Below are 17,248 nucleotides of genomic sequence, written 5' to 3' on the forward strand. Positions count from 1 at the left end.
GTTACTCGCTCTGGCTCTCCTCCATCGCTGTCGGCTGTGCGTTTCCCAATGCACCGAGTTTATCGGTCAGCGGAATCACCGCCTCCATAAAGATTTCCGATACTTCGAGGATCAGTTTCGGGTTCTCATCAAAGAGATCCCATACCTCATCTTCAGTATACCGCACTTCGGATTTCGACTTTCTCGCTCCCTCGTTCAGTCCCGAAACGGTTAGTGCTACGATGGAGTCCAGACTACCCAGCGAATCGGTGGTAGTTACCGTATCGTGGAAATCTCCATTTTGAAGTTTGGTGAACTCATTGATCGCCTTGAGTCCGAAATGGATCGGCAGGGCTTTGCCGTTTACGATAATCTCTTTCATGCTTGAGGAGTTTTAGGGGTTGGGCTTAGGTTGCCGCTTCCGGTAAGCGAGTAGCTGTAAGTAGCATTGTCGCCAGCAGGTGCGCCAAGCGAGAATGAGGTGATAAATGCCTTGCCCGAATAGGTTTTGGTCAGTCCTGCCATCGGCGATTTGATCACCACATCAACAATCTTCTTACTCAGTACGATACCGAGAATATCCTCGGAGGTATGAGCGTTCTCCACCGAATCGTCAATTACCACCAATCCGTCACCATCCACCGACCAAGATATGTCGCCCGGAGATTTCTCTTTGCCATTGGTATCTTTGGTTCGCAGTTCTTTGAGTTCCAAGTCCACTTTCAATGTATGCGTGGTGGCGTGGAGCGTGGCTTTCTCATCCACCAAGAGGATAATATCCTCGCCTTGTATTACTTTCTTTTCCATTTTTATATGATTCTGAATGTGAGTATATAGCCGTGAATATTATAATCCGGGTAAAAACCATACTCCGAAGCCTTATAGTAGCACCGTTTGTCGGCAATCGTTTCTCCCTCCAGGGCATGAATCACCTGATGCTTCAACTTCTCCACCTCCGACATCTTGGAGTGGTAGACCGACAAATCAAACAGCGTGTTGTATCCGGCAATGCCGTGAATCGTTCGCACAGGAGTCTCCTCCGGTGTTGAATATGCCGCATAAGGCACTGGCGTTTCTGCATCGATTGCTCCGGCTTGTATCTTATCTCGGAGTTCGGGGATTGCCGCCTCCAGTTTAGCAATCAGCTCTTTTTTGAAATCGGTCATCATTTGACTGGTTTAAAATTCTTTGTTACAAACTTTTCTACTGCCGAGGCGAGTTCATCTCCGAAGATGGTTACCGTCCGTTCGTTGCTCTCACGATAGGCCTGCTCCAAGAATGGATTGGCTCTTATACCCTTGACACTTTTGACAAATACCTTTTCGCCTTGCTGATTCACAAAGACGAGCATCTTACCCTTTCGGGATTTGCGGACATCGGACGTACCCTCGTGGATAAACTTACCGTAGTATTGATTGATTGCACCCTTTTTCTTGGTGCGCTCAAATACAGGCTTTACTGCTACTGACACCTCCGATTTGGATGCTTTGCGATCTTTGAACCGTACCACCCGAAGCATCTTTTTGAGTTTGCCACTTTTGATCGGCACTTTCCCCTCTGCTGATTGCAGCATTGGTTTGGCAGAACCTTTCAATGCAGTAAGGAGCATTCGCTTCTGCATATTATTCGGTAGTTCGTCCAATATCGCTTTGGCCTCTTTGTATCCCTCAACTTTGATTTTCAGCATCGGACTTGATGGTTTTAAGGTGTAGATACTTTCTGCGACCCTCCTCGTGGACAGAGGTGATTTTCATATCCCGACCATCGAGTCGGACAAACATTCCCGATTTGATTTTGTCGGAGTATCGAATCGTGAAAACCACCTCATTTTCGTGGACAATGCGACTGGCATAGAGATTCTCACGACCGCCACTCTCGGTTTTCTGGGCGTAGAACGTGCCTATCGGTACAAGTTCCATCGTCCGTTCGTTGTAGTCATCTCGTTCTTGGCTGTAAGCCATTATTTCAATTCGGGTGTCAAACATCGCCGTAAGGTGTTACCCGCCAGGGGAGCAAGAGCTTTTCTACGGTGAGCGAGAGTTCTGAAACAGAACGGCCCACAATATTGTCCGACTCATTATCGTAGAGCGTTCCGAGAATCAGCAGTACCGCAGCCTTGATAGCAGGCGGAATGGTTTCGGCAGTGTATTCAGCTCGAATATCCCGATTGGTCATATCCTCGGCAATGCCAAACGCCATCTCCAACTTTTCGGCTATCAGTTCATCATCGCGCAAGGAGTCCCCCACACGAAGATGAGCCTTCGCCAACTCCAAAGAGATAGGTAACTCTGCCATTATGCATTAGCATGAACCAACTTCTTGACAGGGTGCGTTCCGGCATCCAACAGAATACCGTCCACACGAGCAAATCCGAACAATCCGATAGAGAGATACTCTGCCAAGAGTTCGTTTAGGCGAATCACACGGAAATTCTTCACCATACGGATTTTGTACTTGGAGAAGTCGCCGAACAACATCGAAGCATTGCCTGCACCGATATTAGCCACATCGTCATTGAGAATGTAGCTCTTGCCAAAGAGTGTCGGAGGCGTACCGTCTTTCGCTCCCTCTTGCCAGATGTAGCGTCCTGTGGTATCTTTGATTTTCACGAGCGACCACAGCGTTTCTCGGTTGAACATAAATCGTCCGTTACGGGCGTATGCCGAGTCTACCGACTTGAGCAGGTCGATAATATCGTCCAACTTAATGGCTGCAGCCACGGGAGCAGCATCTGATGCGGTTGCCCAATTGACAATACCTTTCGGCTTGCCTGTTCCGTTTCCAACGGTCAAGTCCTCGTTGATACCACGCCCAAAACTCTCGGCAAGCAGTCCGCTGAGTAGCGACTCCAAGTCGAAGTTGCTATCCTGTAAAAGTTCCTGCGACACAGGGACAATCGGAGTGCGGTAGGTATAAGCTTTAAGCGTTTCCGAACCGAAGCTTGGTGCTTTCTTGGTCGATTGGTTGTACTCGGCAACCACCGTAGCTTTGGAAGTCGTGTCGTTGATGGTAGGCATAATCAGATCGCCTCCGGTCGAGGTGGTTAGAATTGTTCCGGCTTCAAACATACCGCCATACGCCTTAAGAGCGATTTCGATGTTGTCGGCAAGCGTCTTGGGAACGATTACACCGCCCGACAATCCGGTGATACCTGCACGCTTTTCGAAGATGGAGCGGCTTTCGGGAGTGATTTCGTTGCCGCCACGCATCAGGTACTCCATAAAGGCGGTGCGGTACTCCTCGTCAGAGGGTTGGTTGGGAGTCTCTTTGCCTTGTGGTTTGTGGCGACTCTCGTAGATCTGTTCCGCTTGGCGACGCTCCACCTCCTGGAATCGCTCCTCCTGCTCGACCAATTTGTCTGCCTTTTCGTAGTCGGACAGCAGTGTGTCCCATCGGGTCTGCTCCTCGGCGGTCATCTCGCGCCCATCGGCACTCTTGCGGAGTTCATCAATGGCGGTGTAGACGGTTGCTCGTTTCTCTCGGAGTTCTTTTAGTTTGCTCATTTTCTAATCGGATTTTTGATTGTTTTGTGGCAAACTTACCCTGATGCGACTATGCTTTACTGAAACTTTGTCTCGAAAAGGTATGTCGTATTAAAAAATAGCTATAAAACCCAAATAAGTATTCGAAATATTTGCTACCTTTGTAAGTTGCTTATATATGAAGCGTTTGCATATAATGCAAAAAGATAATTTGATTAATGAAAAAAAAGATATTAGACACATTTGCTGGAGCTGGAGGTTTTAGCTTGGGATTTCATATGACAGGGCTGTATGAGATTATCGGGGCAATTGAGATAGATAAATGGGCCGCAGAAACATATAAGTTTAACAACCCAAATGTTAACGTAATAGTTAAAGACATATGTCTGATGACTGATGACGAAATTGTTAATTGCTTTGGAAGCAATAAACCCGATATAATACTTGGAGGTCCACCTTGCCAAGGGTTTTCTATCGCCAATAGGAATGCAGGAGATGATAAGGATCCGAGGAATAGTTTGTTTGAAGAGTTCATTCGGATTGGCAAACTCTTGAATCCTGAAGTTATGATTATGGAGAATGTCCCTAATCTAATTAAAGCAAAAACATCCAATAAGGAATTGGTTATAAATATAATACAAAAAGAACTGGAGGACTTAGGGTATTTTGTCAAATGGGATATATTAACTGCAACTGATTATGGTGTACCTCAAATAAGGAAACGCTTGATTGTGATCGCGTCGAAAAAAAAACTTGGAAATTGGTTTCCGAAACCTACTCATAAGGTAATATGCACTGAAGAGTTAGCTATGGAAGACAATCTCTTGCCATGCCCGACATTATGGGATGCAATCTCAGATCTACCTGATATCGAAGCGAGAGAAGGGGACTTTGAAATGGATTATACAAAAAATGCCCAAAATGAATTTCAACAAACATTGAGATTAGGTTCAACCAAGGTTTATAACCACACCTCAATGCAACATTCTAAGCGAATGATTGAGAGATTTGAATCTATGTCGTGGGGTGATTCTTCTTCAGATGTTCCAGAACATCTAAGACCATTAAAACGCAATGGGAATGGGGAGAAATCAGAAACCACATATGATCAAAATAATAGGCGTATGTATCCTTTCAAGCCATGCCATACCATAGCAGCATCATTTTACGCTAATTTTGTACATCCATACAAAAATAGAAATTTCACTCCACGAGAAGGAGCCAGAATACAGACATTTCCAGATACATATGTATTCAAAGGGAAGCCTACTGTTGTAAGTCAAAAATTACTTCAAAGGGAGGAGAGAGTTGACGAAAAACATCTGGGGCAATATAACCAGATAGGTAATGCAGTTCCTCCATTCTTAGCAAAAGCGATAGCTGACAATTTACATAATGAACTTAATAAATAAAAGATATGCTTGTACACGGAGATAATTTACTTCAAAAAGAAAATCACACAACCAAATATCAAGATCAACTATCGAAAACATATTTGGCTGAAATTAGAGAAAAATACAATCAATGGAAAAGTGATAATGAGGCTTTAAAGGGCCCCTTCATTGCCATAAGTGATAACGATGGTAATATATTGAATGAACGTGTTCGATTATTCAATGAGTACAAGAATTTTATTGATGAACAGAAATATGCTGAAAAGTTTGATTCTCGTTCGAACCTTCATTCGAGTGTCTTGGAGGAGTTTATATATTATTTATTTCGAGACTTGGTAACCGAGTTCTCTCAAACAGCATTATTAGGGAAAGCCCATGCTTTTAAGGATATATTCTTTCAAGCACCGAATTTCAAAGAAATGGTGCAAAATCCCTGTGTTAAAATAGAAATTAAGGATCACGATTTTGTCATTGGGGTTAACGTGGAAACAACTTTAAAATGTTCTGGTAGTCCCTCAGAACAGAAAGAAATACTTCAGATTCCTGCCGTTGCGATAGAATGTAAGACCTATTTGGACAAGACAATGCTTGAAGGTTCATCCACTGCTGCTGCACAGCTACTAACGATGAATCCTAATGCTATCTACATTGTAGTTGCTGAGTGGTTAAAATTAACGGATAAAGTGAACTTAAAGAAATACAAAGTAGATCAAATTTATGTTTTAAGAAAACAAAAAAATACAGACAGGGAATTTAGATATCTGCCAGATTATGTAAAAAATCCAATTTACGAAGATGTTGTCACCCACCTTTACAACACTGTTAGAAACCACTTATTAACAGATTGGCAAGGTGGTGTTGAAAATGGAATAGAACATGGGATTCTTATCTAAATTATCTTTCTATGCAGAAGTTGCACCAACCGTTCCCTTGACTGACTTTCAGTAGCGGAACGGTTGGTTTCTTTTTGCTCCGGTAGACCGATTTGCAGAAACTCGGTTTTGCGTTGTTCCAGATGACGGACAGAAGCTTCGGTATCTTTGTAAGCAGGAAAGACCACAAGAGCAACATCGATCAGTCTGGAGAATTTGAGGATGGTGCGCTCATCGTATTCGAGTCCGTTTTTCTCATCGGCATAGAGCCACTCGTCTGCCTGAACGATAAATTTGAATGAACATTTGTTGATGTCGCCTCTGTGGATGAGTTCCAACATATCGTTGCCACGAGTCGTATTCGGAGCTTCGAAAGAGAACTTGAGACCAATATCGTCAACGGATAGGTTCAGAGTGCCACTGATCGTCCGGGCCAAAATATCATCCACATTGTGATTGAAGCACATAATCACATCCGAGAGGTCACACTCCTCAAAAGCCAACCGAGCGATTTTCTCCCGAAACCAACCCATAATCGGTTCACTCAATGATTCGAACTTGGCAGCATAGCCTGCAATGGTACGACTGGCCGTGCCAATTTCTCGTTGTTCAATATGTAAATCGGAAATGAGGCATCTAATCTCGATTTCCTGCGGTTGAATTCTTTGGTTCTCCATTTATTGCGTTTTTAACGGTTTGCATATTCATTTGCACGAAATACTCATCACCACCCTCGTAGGCATTCATATCTTCGAGTGAGCGGATCTCGTTAGCGTTCATCGCACCAACGAAATTCATATTTTTATAATACTCGGAGCGAGTTTTGGCATCGCCACGAAGGAGTCCGTTGAGTCCGAATAAGAAGTAATACTCATCGAATTCATCGTAACGGAGCAATTTGCGATTAAACTCCTCTTCAAGTCGGACAAGGTATGGCATCAGGCAGTAAGTGACGAACTCCATTCCTTGGTGCTCAATATTGTTATTGGTGGCACGTTCCAAGTCAGCTATCATGTGGGGCGGAATACCGTAAATGGTGGCAATCTCTGTCTTTTGGAACTTACGAGTGGCGATAAACTGAGCATCTTCGGGAGGGATTGAAATGCGTTCGTAGGTCATACCACCTTCTAATAGCAACGGAATATGAGCATTATGCAGTCCGACAGATTGCGCCACTAAATCTTTCTTTAGTCGTTGATATGCTTCGGGCTTAAGGGTAGATGGGTATTTGAACACCCCAGACATATTGCCACCTTGGTTAAAGAACCGTTCGCCATACTCCTGTGCCGCCATTGTCAGGGACAAATTGTCCCGATGAACTGCAATCGGACTTTTGCCCTTGATACCGTTGGTAGACAGACCTCGCAGATGGATTAATTCATCATTGGGGAGCAGTTCTCCATTATCCAATCGGTAAAATAACTCCTCATTAGCATTGAGGATCGGTTCTACTTTTGCCGGATGAATCAGTTGAAGTCGTGTCGGGCGAAAATCTTTGCCTCGGTGTATTCGGGCATACCCATTACCCCACAATGCACACGAAATCATCAAGTGGTGCATTAGATCGAACCGATTGGAGAAAGAGTTAGGGAGTTGGAGTAGCTTATGGCAAGCGTGAGTGTATTGTCGTTCCCGACCTTTGTCGGTACGCTTATAGAGGTGGATAGGCATTGTACCAACGGTATCCGAAAGTATACGAACACATGCCCATACAGCCGAGAGGTTCAATGCTCCCTCCTCGGTGATATAAGGCTTGCGAGTCGCATCAGCAACTGTATCTGCTGTGAGAGCCTTGTTTACGGCATTCTCAAATTCAGCAGACACGATTCGTTCTTCGCTACGAAATATATTAAAAGGAAACCACCTCATCAGTTACTCATTTTCGAGCAAACTTAATGAGGTGGCATTATGCTTTGTGGAAACTTTGTCTCAAAAAGAGAGATGTATGCTAAAATAGTTCTTTAGGCTTAGATTTTAAATATTCATTAATCCTCGTTTCTTTTAAAAATGGAGCTGCTTTTATCTTCTCATAAAGTTTCAGCAAGCGCGAATTAGCTCTTCTTATTATCGTATCATAATCTAAAGGTCGAATAACAACATTCCCATTATCTTCAGTGCGTTCTCCGATATAGTCTTCAACTTCAGTTCCAAGAACGTAGCACATAACTTTAGTAAATGACTTGATTAGTCCTTTTTGCTTAAGTTCTTTAACATACTTCCATGCTTGATCTCGCTGCTCATCTCCTATAGGAAGTTTAGGCTTTTTCAACTCTACAATAGTCAAACGATCTATTCCAATTTCTCCTCCGTTATCATCATATCGATCATACCCGTAAAAGCCTACCGTACCATCGGTTAACACCGCAAAATCCGGTCTGTTTTTTGATCCAGCAACGCTTTTAGCTCCAAATAATTCTTGAATAACAGTTGTCATCCCTTGATTTGAGGTATATTCTATTGTTTCATATTCAGGCCCAAAGATCCAAAGCCCCCTATGAAATAGAGGTTGCAGATCATGTACCTCATCCGTTTTTTCAGTTAGAATCCTTTGCTGCAGTTTTTCAAGAAGTGTCATTCGGTATTCTACCTCATCCAAAACTATTTTTGCAATATCGATATCCCATTTACTCATTATGTTCGTCAAATCGTCCAATTCTTAAGTAGATGCTTCGGACAAGTATTTTAGCAAGGAATATTTCGATTGACTTTGCTCTAAATTGACTAAAATATTTCCTAATTTATCAAGATCTTTTTCAGAAATAGATGGACACTCTTCTTGAACTGTTTGAATGAATGTTTCCCATTTCTCTCGACTAACATAGCTAATTTTATTTAAGATCCGTTGATTACTGCTTTCTATTTCTTTAAACGTTTTTTGCCTATTATTTTTGGATAATCCTATGATATATGATTTTATAGATTTAATTACTTCATCCTCTGCTTTGATATACTTTTTATCATAGGGAAGAAAAGATGTCCAGTCCGCAGTTATCGACTCAGACAAGCAATCTGCCTGAATTATAAAAACATATCTTTTGGCATACTCACGCCTCCCATCAATAAAATCCGATAAGCCAGGATACTTCCATGTACACTCCCCAACCATACGATTATTAACGTTCCACGCAATTCCGTGTAATTGGGTAGTTTTATCAGTGTCCTGCGTATCAATTACCTTAACCAAAATAGTTCCCAAATTTTCTATATCAACATTTATAGTATCAATACAAGAGTCAGGGACATCACTAAATGTTACTATTTCGTTATTTATATATACTTTAAAATTAGGGTCAACAAGGAATCGCATACCTATTTCTTGCCTAATTTCTAAATTTCCAATATTTGGTTTGATAACTTTTTCAACAAAAATTTCTGTACCATGTCCATCTTTCGTTGCTTCTTTAACTTTTGTAAATGACGGAAGATTGCTTTTTATGTCAATTTTGGATTGATAGGTAATTTCTTTGTTATTACACCACGTTTTAATGAAATATGGTTCTCCAAATGCAAGAGCTCCGAATCGACCTTTCCCATTTCGCCCAAAAGCAGGTCTGTTGGATTTTATATATTGTTGATTGTCTGAAGGAATTATTGCAAACTTACCAAGTTCTTTAGATCTATTATATGCAAATTTTGCATATCGAGTCATGAATTGACTTTCAGTCATTCCATGTCCATTATCGATGATATAAAAATTATCACCGTCTTTCATAGGCCATTGAATTCTTACTTCCGTTGCTCCCGCATCCCACGCATTAGCAATAAGTTCCATTATGGCTACCTTGTAATCTTTGATGATATTAGTCCCAATATATGATTCTAAAAATCGATCATCAAAAAGAGTTTCTACTTGAGTTTGCTTTTTTTTCGCCATCATTTGAACGAATATATATACTTTGCAAAGGTAGGCATAAATAATTGATAGAGCCATAATTAATTTACTTTTTTATTTCTTGAGGTTAGTGCATAATACCCTCCTAAACGAATCAAACTCCGAGTACCTACGTTTGCCAGTGATGGCGATGTGGAAATCTTCGAGGCGTTCGTAGGCTTCGAGTTGGGTGTCATACAAGTCTCGCATACGGAGGTAGTAGTCGGCAAAACCCTCGGCGGAGGTGATTTTGCGGATTGCAGGATGCAGTGGCGGGATGGTTGATAATTCCGATTCGATCTTTGCTCGTTCCGACAACTGGCGGTCGGAGAACTTTTTTCTATGCTTTGTCATACGCTGAATTTTAAAGTGTTAATAATCCTCGGTCGTTGTAAGGGTTGGAATCATCGTTCGCTTGGTCGGTCATCCATTCACCGAGAGCCATAATGGAAGCCACGATGCCGTCTATTTTTTGAGTCGATTTCTCTTTGTCGGGTTTAATATTGCCTGCCGGATCGGTCTTAACAAGCGTAGACGATAGCATCCATCGCAAAACCGGATTCCCGAAATGCTCGACCTGCTCCGATAGCACCAATGCCTCGAACTGTTTTGTTGGGGCCGACATAGAGCCATAGCCCTGTCCGAATGGGTTGAAGGTCAATCCTTCGTTGGAGAGATCGATGATCGTTTGCGATGAGTTCCAACGGTCGTAGGCAGTTGACTTCAGATTGTAGTCGGCTGCGATTTTCAAGATACTGGCTTTGACAAAATCGTAGTCGGTGATGTTACCAGGCGTGACCTTGACGAAACCTTGGCGCACCCAATGGTCGTAATTAATATTCTCCTTGCGAATCTTTTCGAGCATCTTCTCTTCGGGAATCCAGAAGAACGGCAGGAGTTGAAAGCGGTTGTTCTCGTTGAATAGCAATACAAAGGCGGTGATGTCGGATACATTCGAGAGGTCGAGTCCTCCCCAGCAGTCGCAGCCTTGCAGATCGGCGATTATTGTTGCACCATCACACTTTTGCCAAACTTCATCTAAAATCCAGATCTTCTCCGCATCTACCCACAAGTTTACATTCTTGGTCATCACATTGCGGACAGCTTCGGGGCGGTTCTTGGCATCTTTGATTTCGCCTGCGAGGTAATCGACCGATAGCGATACCCCAAGATTGGGGTTAGATTTAATCCACATCTTTGGGTTGTCCCACTCCTCGTTGGAGTCGAGGGTGTAGATCATTCCGAACAAGGTATCGTCTTGATTGACTCCACGTAGCACCTTAATCACATTATCCCGATAGGCATAACACGCTCCGGCTTTGTTGAAGCCTGCAGTGGTAATAATGAACATCAACGGTTGCCGTCTGGCCCCAAATGCCGATTTGATCACATCGAACATTCCGCTATCCTTGTGGGCGTGGAATTCATCAATGATTCCGCAACTTGGGTTTAGACCATCGTGCGTTCCATAATCGGAAGACAACGGTTTGAACTGACCACCTTTGAGTTCGTAGACAATCGAATTGCGGTATGGGGTGATATAGTTCTTCAGATCAGTGGCTTTCACTATCTCCACCGCATCGGCAAAGCATATCTTCGCCTGATCTTTCACCGTTGCTGCCGAGTAGACTTCGGGGCGAGACTCACCATCGGCAAAGAGCATATAGAGTCCAATGCCTGCGCTCAATGCCGTTTTGCCGTTCTTTCGGGCAATCTCGATATAAACATATCGAAAGCGGCGAGTACCGTCAGCTAATTTCCAACCGAAGATGTTCCACACCACAAACTGTTGCCAAGGTTCGAGGATAAACTTCCGACCTGCCCATTCGCCTTTGGTGTGCTTGAGTGATTCGATAAACTTAATTGCTCGTGCCGCAGCTTTGCGATCAAAGTACCATCCCTTCTCCAAAACTACCTCGAAGTCGGCATAGTATCGTTTGACTGCCAACTGCACTAACTCGCAAGTGAGTATCTCTCCACTCAAAACCTGCTCGGCATATAGCTCTGCTGTATGTTTTTTCTGTGTTCCCAATTATTTCACCTCCTCAAACTCTGCAAAATCATCTTTCGGAGTATCGGCATTCAAAAGTCCCGACACCCGACTGCGACTCGCAGGAGTAAATCCAAACTCCACCGCAATCGCTTTGGCATTGGCAAGTGCCGACTCCGCCACCTTGCGTTTGGGGTTGATAATCGTGGTTGTACCGTTCTTAGTCTCGACCTCGATGGTTGTTCCCTCTTTCTCCACCTCGTGCATCATATCGTGGTAGAGTCCCATCTCCCGTGAGTAGGCAACCACTAAGTCCAGACCTACAAGTTCCAACAGGTTCTTGTGGATCAACTCCGTGCCGACCAACTCAAATATCTTTTTCGCCGTACCCTTGAGTCCGCTGCGAGGCAAAGCAGTGATACCGTTTACTTCGGTCTGCTCGGTCATCCTACAAGGCTGATCCGTGCCTCTCAGGGCTTTCAACTCATTGGGTAGCTTTTTTCGTCCTTTGCTCATTTGTTCCTATTTTTCCAAAACTGCACGTGCGTGTAGAAGATTAAGGGTGCGATTACTTTTTGAAACCTCGGAAGGAATTTCGACCCCCTCCCGGTAGTTAATTCGACCGTTTTTCGATCCATTATCAAAGAGTTACGAGCGAGTTTCGGGGTGAATTCTCTTTCGCTAACTCTTTAACACTCAAATCTCGGATGGATTAATTAATCATGCTTTCATTCCTCTGTAATTCAAAGAGTTCACTTTTTCTTTGGTTTCGAGATTAACTCAGCTATAATCGCTCCCGGATTCTGTTCAATCAGTCTTCGCCGCTGTGCTTGTTCGATGTAAATCCTTGTGGTAGCCGTATTGGTATGACCCAACAAGTCCTTGATCATCTCGATGTCTAATCCCTGCTCAACCAATAGGCTACCGCAGGTGTGCCGTAGGGAGTGTGCCGTGATCTTTGGATCATCGATGCCGATTACCCGAAGCCGTTCCTTAATGATTTGAGAGATGGCCTGCTTGGATAGTCGGGTTGCCTTCTGTCCTTTGCGGTGGTTGAGCACCAACGGATCGTCCATGCTAAAGCTCCGGCAGGAGATATACTCCTCGAACAACTCTTCGATGATCTCCGGCACGGCGAGGATGTCGTTCTTATCCAATCTCCCTTTGCGTTGAATGTGTAACACCGTTCGTTCACCCATCTTTTCGAAGTCCCGGATATTGATCCGTTGCACCTCGCAGGTGCGTAGTCCATTGGTAAGCATCAAAGCTATGATCAGTTTGTCCCGCTTGCCGACTATGTTACTCGTGTCGATGGAGTCTATCAGTCGGTAGGCATCGGCAGAGGACAACGGGTTCTTGTAATGTTCCCGATGCTTAATGCTGGCGTGGATACCGGAGCCGATATTGTCGTAATAGTTCTGGCCCGCACAGTATCGGTAGAACAACTTTACCACCGTCACATAGCTGAAGTAGGTGAACTTACTCTTGCCTTGACCTTGCAGGTGGTGTTTGTACTGCAGGATATGTTCTCGGAGTGGAGTTCGGGGATCAATACCCTGTGCCGAAAGCCACCTAAACCACAACTCTATCTTACGACGATAGTCCTTCTGAGTCTCCAACGAGACATCGGTTTCAATGATCCACTCATCGACTATCTGATTCAATTTTAGTGTTGTTCTCATCGGGCATGGCTCTCCTTAGCCGATTTCTTGTTATGACAGGTGCTACATAGACTTTGCAGGTTGGTAATGTTGAGAGCCACTCCGCCTTGGTTGATCGGTACAATGTGGTCGGCAACTTTGGCGGGAGTATGGATGTCTTTCTTCAAACACTCCTCACAAAGCGGATCTTTCTCCAATTTCACCTTTCGTAGCTTACGCCAGGCAGTCGATTGATAGAACTTCGTGTTGCTATACTTGCGGCCCTCTTGAGCTTTACGCTCCGCCATCCACGGACGGTGACACGATTTCTTAATGTTTGGCATAGGTCAGAAGATTACATCGGTTCGTACAGGCAGGTCGTGGTCTTCTGTATCAAAACCAACAACCCGAAGAATTTTCGCATTAGGATAGCGTTTACGGAGGTTGGCGGCCACCACATCGTATTTGGCGAAGTCGGCGGTATAAGCCGAGTCGCCATACTGTTCCCGATTCCTGCGGAGCGATTCGATCTCGTACTCGTGCCACTTCTCAATCTCGCCATTGTGCGTGGAGTATTTCCGGCGGCCATCCTCCAACAGATGGATTACTCGTTGATATTTCATTGTGTACATTATTTTAGCGTAAACTTTCTCCCTTAAATTCGATAATACGACACAGATGTCCCAAACGGTCGAGAGTGCGTTCACCATAGCGTTCCAACAACTCTTTCTTTGTCAGATTGGTGGTGGCGAATATGGGACGGTGATATCTTTCGGCGGCATTCATAATCAGGTTAAAACCCTCGCTCTTTTCGCCGTAGTCATTCACCAGGCTCTCTACGCCCAATTCGTCAATGATTGGAAACGGTGTCTTGAGCAGATAGTCCAGATTGGTTTCGGGCCGTTGACCGTAGTAGTAGACCTGTGCCGATGGAGTCGGTTTGGTGAGTTCCTGACTGTGAACGACTCGAATCCATCTGTTTTTCAATCTCAGCAACACAGGTATTACACCCGAAATGATGATGCTTTTGCCTCTACCGCAGTCGCCCATCAGGAGTAGACCTTGGTCTTTGGTGTCGGTCATCCAGTCAATCACCTCATCGTATTCGGGCAGGTGTTGATAATTGTTGAACGTGGTATCCACCTCGCAAAAGATGGTGACGAACCCTCGACGGCACTGCTCGTGGTTGCCCCACGACATCGGGTTAGGTTCTCGGATGTCAAGGCGTTTCTCCTTGACCATCTGTGAGATAATTTGTGATAATGTTTGCATATGACTATTTTTTAGGTTTTCCGAATTTTTCAAGGATGCGATTCTTATACTCCTCCGTTTCGGGCTGTTTGATCTGCCCGATATGTTGTCCGGTGGCAGGTAGTGGCTGACCTCGTGGCGTGTATGCCTGCCGTTTGAGTTCGAACAGCCCCGCCCAGTTGTTGGCTATGCTCTGGTCTATGATCGCCGCTGCGGTTTTCGGATTGTTGCCCGACAGGTTGCGGAGCATCGTCAAACATTTGCGGATGCCTATTTCACTTCGATAGCTCTCCTTACGAAGCCGTTTGTACTCCAACCAGGTGTGCATCAGTTCGTGCCAAGGCGGTTCGATGGTTTGCAGGATAGCATCGGTGTCCAGTTGGGGTGCTTCTCTTTTGTCTTTCTTTTTGGCGCAACTTTTTCTTTCTTTTTTATCTTCGGGGGATAAACTCGGAGGAGCATCAGCTCCGACCTCCATCCTTTCAAAACTTTCTTTTTCTGATTTTTCTTTATTGCTTTCTGTATAGTTTAGTTTATATATGTTCTCACTTTGTGGCTCTATTTGGGACACAAAGTGTGATACTACGGATTCTTGTGTCTCACTTTGTGTGTCTGTATGGGATACAAAATGCGAAGCGAACAGTTGTTGTGTCTCACCCAAGGACACAAATACGGTCTCCAAAGAGTGAATCACATAAACACTGCTTGCCCTGCCTCCTCGAGATTGATAGTCAATTCTGCCTGCTTGTTTCAGTTTTTCCCGTTCCCGGTATATGGATGAACGAGGCATATTGGTGTTGGCTTCGAGTCTTGAAATCGGTATATTCAATTCTCGCTGCCATCCTGAACGATTAGCAATAAACATCAATCCGTGCCATAGTGCTATTGAGGCAGGCGTTAACGGATGCGTCTCAAGCCAATCGTAGAATAATTTTATCTCTGTCATATAGTTCATCGGATTTGAGAGAGTTGCGATGTGGCACGACCAATCAGATCGATGGCGGTATAACCGTACATCAACTCAACACGAGGCATTCTCTGACCATCACCACGCAGCAAGAGCATCCGGACGATTTCGTCTATGTGGTAGAAGACCGTTCCGTTTTCTAATTTGATCCGCTGAATATTGTAGCGATACGCCCACCGTTCGAGTGTACGGTCGGAAGTACGACAAATCAAGGTCACCAACTTTTTGGGAATAAGATCTCCGTAAGAGAGTATGCGCTTTTGCATCAGCGGAGACTCGACAGTTGAAAGTATCATTTCAACCTTATCCTCCTGAATCATATCTTTTGCAGCAATCATAACTTTGATGTTTTTGTTGCTACAAAGTTCCGAAGAAGGTGGGAGGTAAATGCAAGTAGTACCGGGGGTAGCACCTGTGATTTTGTTTGTAATCTATTGATTTACAGTGATGCTATTTTTGACTTTTTTCAACCACTGCTTTGGTCAGACGATTCAAAAAGTCGGTGCATTTGATTTTACGGGAGAGAACCTCCGTGCGGATATTGTAGGATTTTGAGAGATTGAGATTGAAGAGGTGTTCAAAAATTTCGACTAACGAAGAATAACTTATCTTCTTGCCGCTTGCATCAACAATGGCCTCCGTCTGATCCAGGGCCGTTAGCAATTCTATCAGATCCCGCTTAGTCAGTTTTTCCGACCAATGAAAATGAGATGCTTGACGGGAAGGTTGTTTAGGTGATTGAATCCGAGCCTCTTTGAGTAATTCTAATTCGGATTGAATAAAATGGATGCCAGCCGTTGTGTATGCAGAGTGATTGCCACCGGACTTCCGGGCCAAAAGCATGGAATGTATATAAGACAGAATCCGGTAATGCTGTTTGTAGCCCAGCGTACTATCGTCTACGATTGAGGCAACTACCAAGGTAAACTCATCGAAAGCATCGAGAATTTCACTATAACCTATATTTTGGTTCTCTCCGGACACAATGTACCTAAAGAACCGTGTATGCCTCACTCTTTCCATACCGCAGGTGTTTATGATTCAGGCACAAAGTTCTCGACTTTGCCTTATTAAAACAGACAACCTGCAACCACCTTGGTTGAAATATTTATTGGCAGGAAAATGAGGGTTAAAAGTGATTTTCGATAAATTATTACCATTGAGATAGAGCTAAAACCGATGCGAAACCCATAAAAAACAAAAACGACCAACTTGGTCATTAGTTGGTCGTTTTGCTATGAATAATCGCATCTATTTTCTCCTATAAGTCGAGAGCACTATTCCGGTATCGTATGCTTTACTGTCTGTCAAAGTCCAGGACGATTCTTTAGGTTTATTGGGAAACAGCGGTATGCCCTGTCCTAATATTATCGGAGCAATGCAAAGTCGCATTTCATCAATCAGATTAGCGTTGAGAAGTATGGTTGTCAATTCTCCACCTCCAATAAGCCATATATCTTTGCCTGCCTCGTTTTTGAGTTCGGAAGTTTTAGAAACAATATCTTCGGTGATAAAATGAACATCCTCATTCGGGGTTACATTGCTGTTGCGCCGAGAAACGACATAGGTGACTTTGCTTTTGTATGGCCACTCAACTCCGAATCCGATAATCTCGTGATAGGTGCGACCACCCATCAATACTGTATCAATAGAATCCATCAAGGCATTATATCCGAGATCTGTTTTGTTGGGATTGGGAATTTCGTCAAGCCACTCAACGCCCCCGTCGGGAGTGGCGATATATCCATCTATGGATGTTGCGATGTAAAGTATGATCCGTCTCATAAGGCTGTCTTTTAATA

General features: G+C 44.0%; 24 protein-coding genes. 2 read left to right on the forward strand and 22 right to left on the reverse strand.

Features of this window, described 5'->3' with window-relative positions; genetic code table 11:
- Position 1: 1 nt before the first annotated feature.
- From CTY47_RS06050 to CTY47_RS06080, 7 genes are read right to left on the reverse strand one after another with little or no spacing between them, the layout of a single operon-like run.
- Positions 2 to 361 carry a hypothetical protein gene (locus CTY47_RS06050; RefSeq protein ID WP_099463871.1) on the reverse strand — a complete coding sequence of 120 codons (360 nt, stop codon included), beginning with the start codon at positions 359 to 361 and terminating at the stop codon, positions 2 to 4.
- On the reverse strand, positions 358 to 786 hold the full coding sequence (locus CTY47_RS06055; RefSeq protein ID WP_099463872.1) for a phage major tail protein, TP901-1 family: 429 nt from the start codon (positions 784 to 786) through the stop codon (positions 358 to 360). Before CTY47_RS06055 ends, CTY47_RS06050 begins: the two co-directional genes overlap by 4 nt.
- Positions 787 to 788: 2 nt before the next feature.
- The gene (locus CTY47_RS06060; RefSeq protein ID WP_143813344.1) at positions 789 to 1,148 is read right to left on the reverse strand and encodes a hypothetical protein; all 360 of its coding nucleotides are present in this window, start codon (positions 1,146 to 1,148) and stop codon (positions 789 to 791) included.
- Positions 1,145 to 1,666 carry a hypothetical protein gene (locus CTY47_RS06065; RefSeq protein ID WP_099463874.1) on the reverse strand — a complete coding sequence of 174 codons (522 nt, stop codon included), beginning with the start codon at positions 1,664 to 1,666 and terminating at the stop codon, positions 1,145 to 1,147. Before CTY47_RS06065 ends, CTY47_RS06060 begins: the two co-directional genes overlap by 4 nt.
- Positions 1,647 to 1,964 (reverse strand): phage head closure protein, encoded by a 318-nt coding sequence (locus CTY47_RS06070; RefSeq protein ID WP_099463875.1) that lies wholly within the window; start codon positions 1,962 to 1,964, stop codon positions 1,647 to 1,649. The genes CTY47_RS06065 and CTY47_RS06070 overlap by 20 nt, the downstream gene beginning before the upstream one ends.
- A complete protein-coding gene (locus tag CTY47_RS06075) occupies positions 1,957 to 2,274 on the reverse strand; it encodes a head-tail connector protein (protein ID WP_099463876.1) in 318 nt (105 codons plus the stop codon). The genes CTY47_RS06070 and CTY47_RS06075 overlap by 8 nt, the downstream gene beginning before the upstream one ends.
- Positions 2,274 to 3,482: a phage major capsid protein gene (locus CTY47_RS06080; RefSeq protein ID WP_099463877.1), complete on the reverse strand. Its 1,209-nt coding sequence runs from the start codon at positions 3,480 to 3,482 to the stop codon at positions 2,274 to 2,276. The genes CTY47_RS06075 and CTY47_RS06080 overlap by 1 nt, the downstream gene beginning before the upstream one ends.
- A 197-nt stretch (positions 3,483 to 3,679) precedes the next feature.
- Between CTY47_RS06080 and CTY47_RS06085 the strand changes: the two genes are divergently transcribed.
- A complete protein-coding gene (locus tag CTY47_RS06085) occupies positions 3,680 to 4,873 on the forward strand; it encodes a DNA cytosine methyltransferase (RefSeq protein WP_099463878.1) in 1,194 nt (397 codons plus the stop codon).
- A gap of 5 nt (positions 4,874 to 4,878) precedes the next feature.
- Positions 4,879 to 5,748 carry a Bpu10I family restriction endonuclease gene (locus CTY47_RS06090; protein WP_099463879.1) on the forward strand — a complete coding sequence of 290 codons (870 nt, stop codon included), beginning with the start codon at positions 4,879 to 4,881 and terminating at the stop codon, positions 5,746 to 5,748.
- Here CTY47_RS06090 and CTY47_RS06095 read toward each other — a convergent pair.
- The 15 genes from CTY47_RS06095 to CTY47_RS06160 all read right to left on the reverse strand — a co-directional run bounded on the left by CTY47_RS06095 (position 5,745) and on the right by CTY47_RS06160 (position 17,231).
- Positions 5,745 to 6,404, reverse strand: a complete 660-nt coding sequence (locus CTY47_RS06095) for an HK97 family phage prohead protease (RefSeq protein ID WP_099463880.1) — start codon at positions 6,402 to 6,404, stop codon at positions 5,745 to 5,747. The genes CTY47_RS06090 and CTY47_RS06095 overlap by 4 nt on opposite strands.
- Entirely contained in the window at positions 6,364 to 7,596 is a 1,233-nt protein-coding gene (locus CTY47_RS06100) for a phage portal protein (RefSeq protein ID WP_099463881.1), read from the reverse strand. The genes CTY47_RS06095 and CTY47_RS06100 overlap by 41 nt, the downstream gene beginning before the upstream one ends.
- Before the next feature lie 79 nt (positions 7,597 to 7,675).
- Positions 7,676 to 8,359, reverse strand: coding sequence for a hypothetical protein (locus tag CTY47_RS06105; RefSeq protein ID WP_099463882.1), 684 nt, complete (start codon positions 8,357 to 8,359; stop codon positions 7,676 to 7,678).
- A 24-nt stretch (positions 8,360 to 8,383) separates the two neighbouring features.
- Positions 8,384 to 9,658, reverse strand: a complete 1,275-nt coding sequence (locus CTY47_RS06110) for an ATP-binding protein (RefSeq protein WP_099463883.1) — start codon at positions 9,656 to 9,658, stop codon at positions 8,384 to 8,386.
- Between the two features lie 15 nt (positions 9,659 to 9,673).
- The gene (locus CTY47_RS16765; protein WP_143813345.1) at positions 9,674 to 9,952 is read right to left on the reverse strand and encodes a hypothetical protein; all 279 of its coding nucleotides are present in this window, start codon (positions 9,950 to 9,952) and stop codon (positions 9,674 to 9,676) included.
- A gap of 10 nt (positions 9,953 to 9,962) precedes the next feature.
- Positions 9,963 to 11,630, reverse strand: a complete 1,668-nt coding sequence (locus CTY47_RS06115) for a terminase large subunit (protein WP_099463884.1) — start codon at positions 11,628 to 11,630, stop codon at positions 9,963 to 9,965.
- On the reverse strand, positions 11,631 to 12,104 hold the full coding sequence (locus tag CTY47_RS06120; protein ID WP_099463885.1) for a phage terminase small subunit P27 family: 474 nt from the start codon (positions 12,102 to 12,104) through the stop codon (positions 11,631 to 11,633).
- A gap of 236 nt (positions 12,105 to 12,340) precedes the next feature.
- A complete protein-coding gene (locus tag CTY47_RS06125; RefSeq protein ID WP_099463886.1) occupies positions 12,341 to 13,270 on the reverse strand; it encodes a tyrosine-type recombinase/integrase in 930 nt (309 codons plus the stop codon).
- The gene (locus CTY47_RS17610) at positions 13,267 to 13,572 is read right to left on the reverse strand and encodes an HNH endonuclease (protein ID WP_099463887.1); all 306 of its coding nucleotides are present in this window, start codon (positions 13,570 to 13,572) and stop codon (positions 13,267 to 13,269) included. Before CTY47_RS17610 ends, CTY47_RS06125 begins: the two co-directional genes overlap by 4 nt.
- A 3-nt stretch (positions 13,573 to 13,575) precedes the next feature.
- Positions 13,576 to 13,938, reverse strand: a complete 363-nt coding sequence (locus tag CTY47_RS06135; protein WP_143813346.1) for a hypothetical protein — start codon at positions 13,936 to 13,938, stop codon at positions 13,576 to 13,578.
- Positions 13,865 to 14,500, reverse strand: coding sequence for an ATP-binding protein (locus CTY47_RS06140; protein ID WP_158228508.1), 636 nt, complete (start codon positions 14,498 to 14,500; stop codon positions 13,865 to 13,867). The genes CTY47_RS06135 and CTY47_RS06140 overlap by 74 nt, the downstream gene beginning before the upstream one ends.
- Before the next feature lie 4 nt (positions 14,501 to 14,504).
- The gene (locus CTY47_RS06145; protein WP_143813348.1) at positions 14,505 to 15,425 is read right to left on the reverse strand and encodes a hypothetical protein; all 921 of its coding nucleotides are present in this window, start codon (positions 15,423 to 15,425) and stop codon (positions 14,505 to 14,507) included.
- 5 nt (positions 15,426 to 15,430) lie between these two features.
- A complete protein-coding gene (locus CTY47_RS06150) occupies positions 15,431 to 15,784 on the reverse strand; it encodes a hypothetical protein (protein ID WP_099463890.1) in 354 nt (117 codons plus the stop codon).
- A 112-nt stretch (positions 15,785 to 15,896) separates the two neighbouring features.
- Positions 15,897 to 16,469, reverse strand: a complete 573-nt coding sequence (locus CTY47_RS06155) for an RteC domain-containing protein (protein WP_099463891.1) — start codon at positions 16,467 to 16,469, stop codon at positions 15,897 to 15,899.
- Positions 16,470 to 16,697: 228 nt separating this feature from the next.
- Positions 16,698 to 17,231: a dihydrofolate reductase family protein gene (locus CTY47_RS06160; RefSeq protein ID WP_099463892.1), complete on the reverse strand. Its 534-nt coding sequence runs from the start codon at positions 17,229 to 17,231 to the stop codon at positions 16,698 to 16,700.
- Between the last annotated feature and the right edge of the window lie 17 nt (positions 17,232 to 17,248).

This window comes from Parabacteroides provencensis, from assembly GCF_900232875.1.
Taxonomy (GTDB): Bacteria; Bacteroidota; Bacteroidia; order Bacteroidales; family Tannerellaceae; genus Parabacteroides; species Parabacteroides chinchillae.

Bases quoted from the DNA above. Each gene is read 5' to 3' on its own strand.
- CTY47_RS06095 (WP_099463880.1), bottom strand. From the start codon at position 6,404: ATGGAGAACCAAAGAATTCAACCGCAGGAAATCGAGATTAGATGCCTC.
- CTY47_RS06110 (WP_099463883.1), bottom strand. From the start codon at position 9,658: ATGGCTCTATCAATTATTTATGCCTACCTTTGCAAAGTATATATATTC.
- CTY47_RS06160 (WP_099463892.1), bottom strand. From the start codon at position 17,231: ATGAGACGGATCATACTTTACATCGCAACATCCATAGATGGATATATC.
- CTY47_RS06075 (WP_099463876.1), bottom strand. From the start codon at position 2,274: ATGGCAGAGTTACCTATCTCTTTGGAGTTGGCGAAGGCTCATCTTCGT.
- CTY47_RS06125 (WP_099463886.1), bottom strand. From the start codon at position 13,270: ATGAGAACAACACTAAAATTGAATCAGATAGTCGATGAGTGGATCATT.
- CTY47_RS06140 (WP_158228508.1), bottom strand. From the start codon at position 14,500: ATGCAAACATTATCACAAATTATCTCACAGATGGTCAAGGAGAAACGC.
- CTY47_RS06050 (WP_099463871.1), bottom strand. From the start codon at position 361: ATGAAAGAGATTATCGTAAACGGCAAAGCCCTGCCGATCCATTTCGGA.
- CTY47_RS06145 (WP_143813348.1), bottom strand. From the start codon at position 15,425: ATGACAGAGATAAAATTATTCTACGATTGGCTTGAGACGCATCCGTTA.
- CTY47_RS06080 (WP_099463877.1), bottom strand. From the start codon at position 3,482: ATGAGCAAACTAAAAGAACTCCGAGAGAAACGAGCAACCGTCTACACC.
- CTY47_RS06065 (WP_099463874.1), bottom strand. From the start codon at position 1,666: ATGCTGAAAATCAAAGTTGAGGGATACAAAGAGGCCAAAGCGATATTG.
- CTY47_RS06055 (WP_099463872.1), bottom strand. From the start codon at position 786: ATGGAAAAGAAAGTAATACAAGGCGAGGATATTATCCTCTTGGTGGAT.
- CTY47_RS06090 (WP_099463879.1), top strand. From the start codon at position 4,879: ATGCTTGTACACGGAGATAATTTACTTCAAAAAGAAAATCACACAACC.
- CTY47_RS06070 (WP_099463875.1), bottom strand. From the start codon at position 1,964: ATGTTTGACACCCGAATTGAAATAATGGCTTACAGCCAAGAACGAGAT.
- CTY47_RS17610 (WP_099463887.1), bottom strand. From the start codon at position 13,572: ATGCCAAACATTAAGAAATCGTGTCACCGTCCGTGGATGGCGGAGCGT.
- CTY47_RS06155 (WP_099463891.1), bottom strand. From the start codon at position 16,469: ATGGAAAGAGTGAGGCATACACGGTTCTTTAGGTACATTGTGTCCGGA.
- CTY47_RS06150 (WP_099463890.1), bottom strand. From the start codon at position 15,784: ATGATTGCTGCAAAAGATATGATTCAGGAGGATAAGGTTGAAATGATA.
- CTY47_RS06060 (WP_143813344.1), bottom strand. From the start codon at position 1,148: ATGATGACCGATTTCAAAAAAGAGCTGATTGCTAAACTGGAGGCGGCA.
- CTY47_RS06120 (WP_099463885.1), bottom strand. From the start codon at position 12,104: ATGAGCAAAGGACGAAAAAAGCTACCCAATGAGTTGAAAGCCCTGAGA.
- CTY47_RS16765 (WP_143813345.1), bottom strand. From the start codon at position 9,952: ATGACAAAGCATAGAAAAAAGTTCTCCGACCGCCAGTTGTCGGAACGA.
- CTY47_RS06135 (WP_143813346.1), bottom strand. From the start codon at position 13,938: ATGGTGAACGCACTCTCGACCGTTTGGGACATCTGTGTCGTATTATCG.
- CTY47_RS06100 (WP_099463881.1), bottom strand. From the start codon at position 7,596: ATGAGGTGGTTTCCTTTTAATATATTTCGTAGCGAAGAACGAATCGTG.
- CTY47_RS06105 (WP_099463882.1), bottom strand. From the start codon at position 8,359: ATGAGTAAATGGGATATCGATATTGCAAAAATAGTTTTGGATGAGGTA.
- CTY47_RS06085 (WP_099463878.1), top strand. From the start codon at position 3,680: ATGAAAAAAAAGATATTAGACACATTTGCTGGAGCTGGAGGTTTTAGC.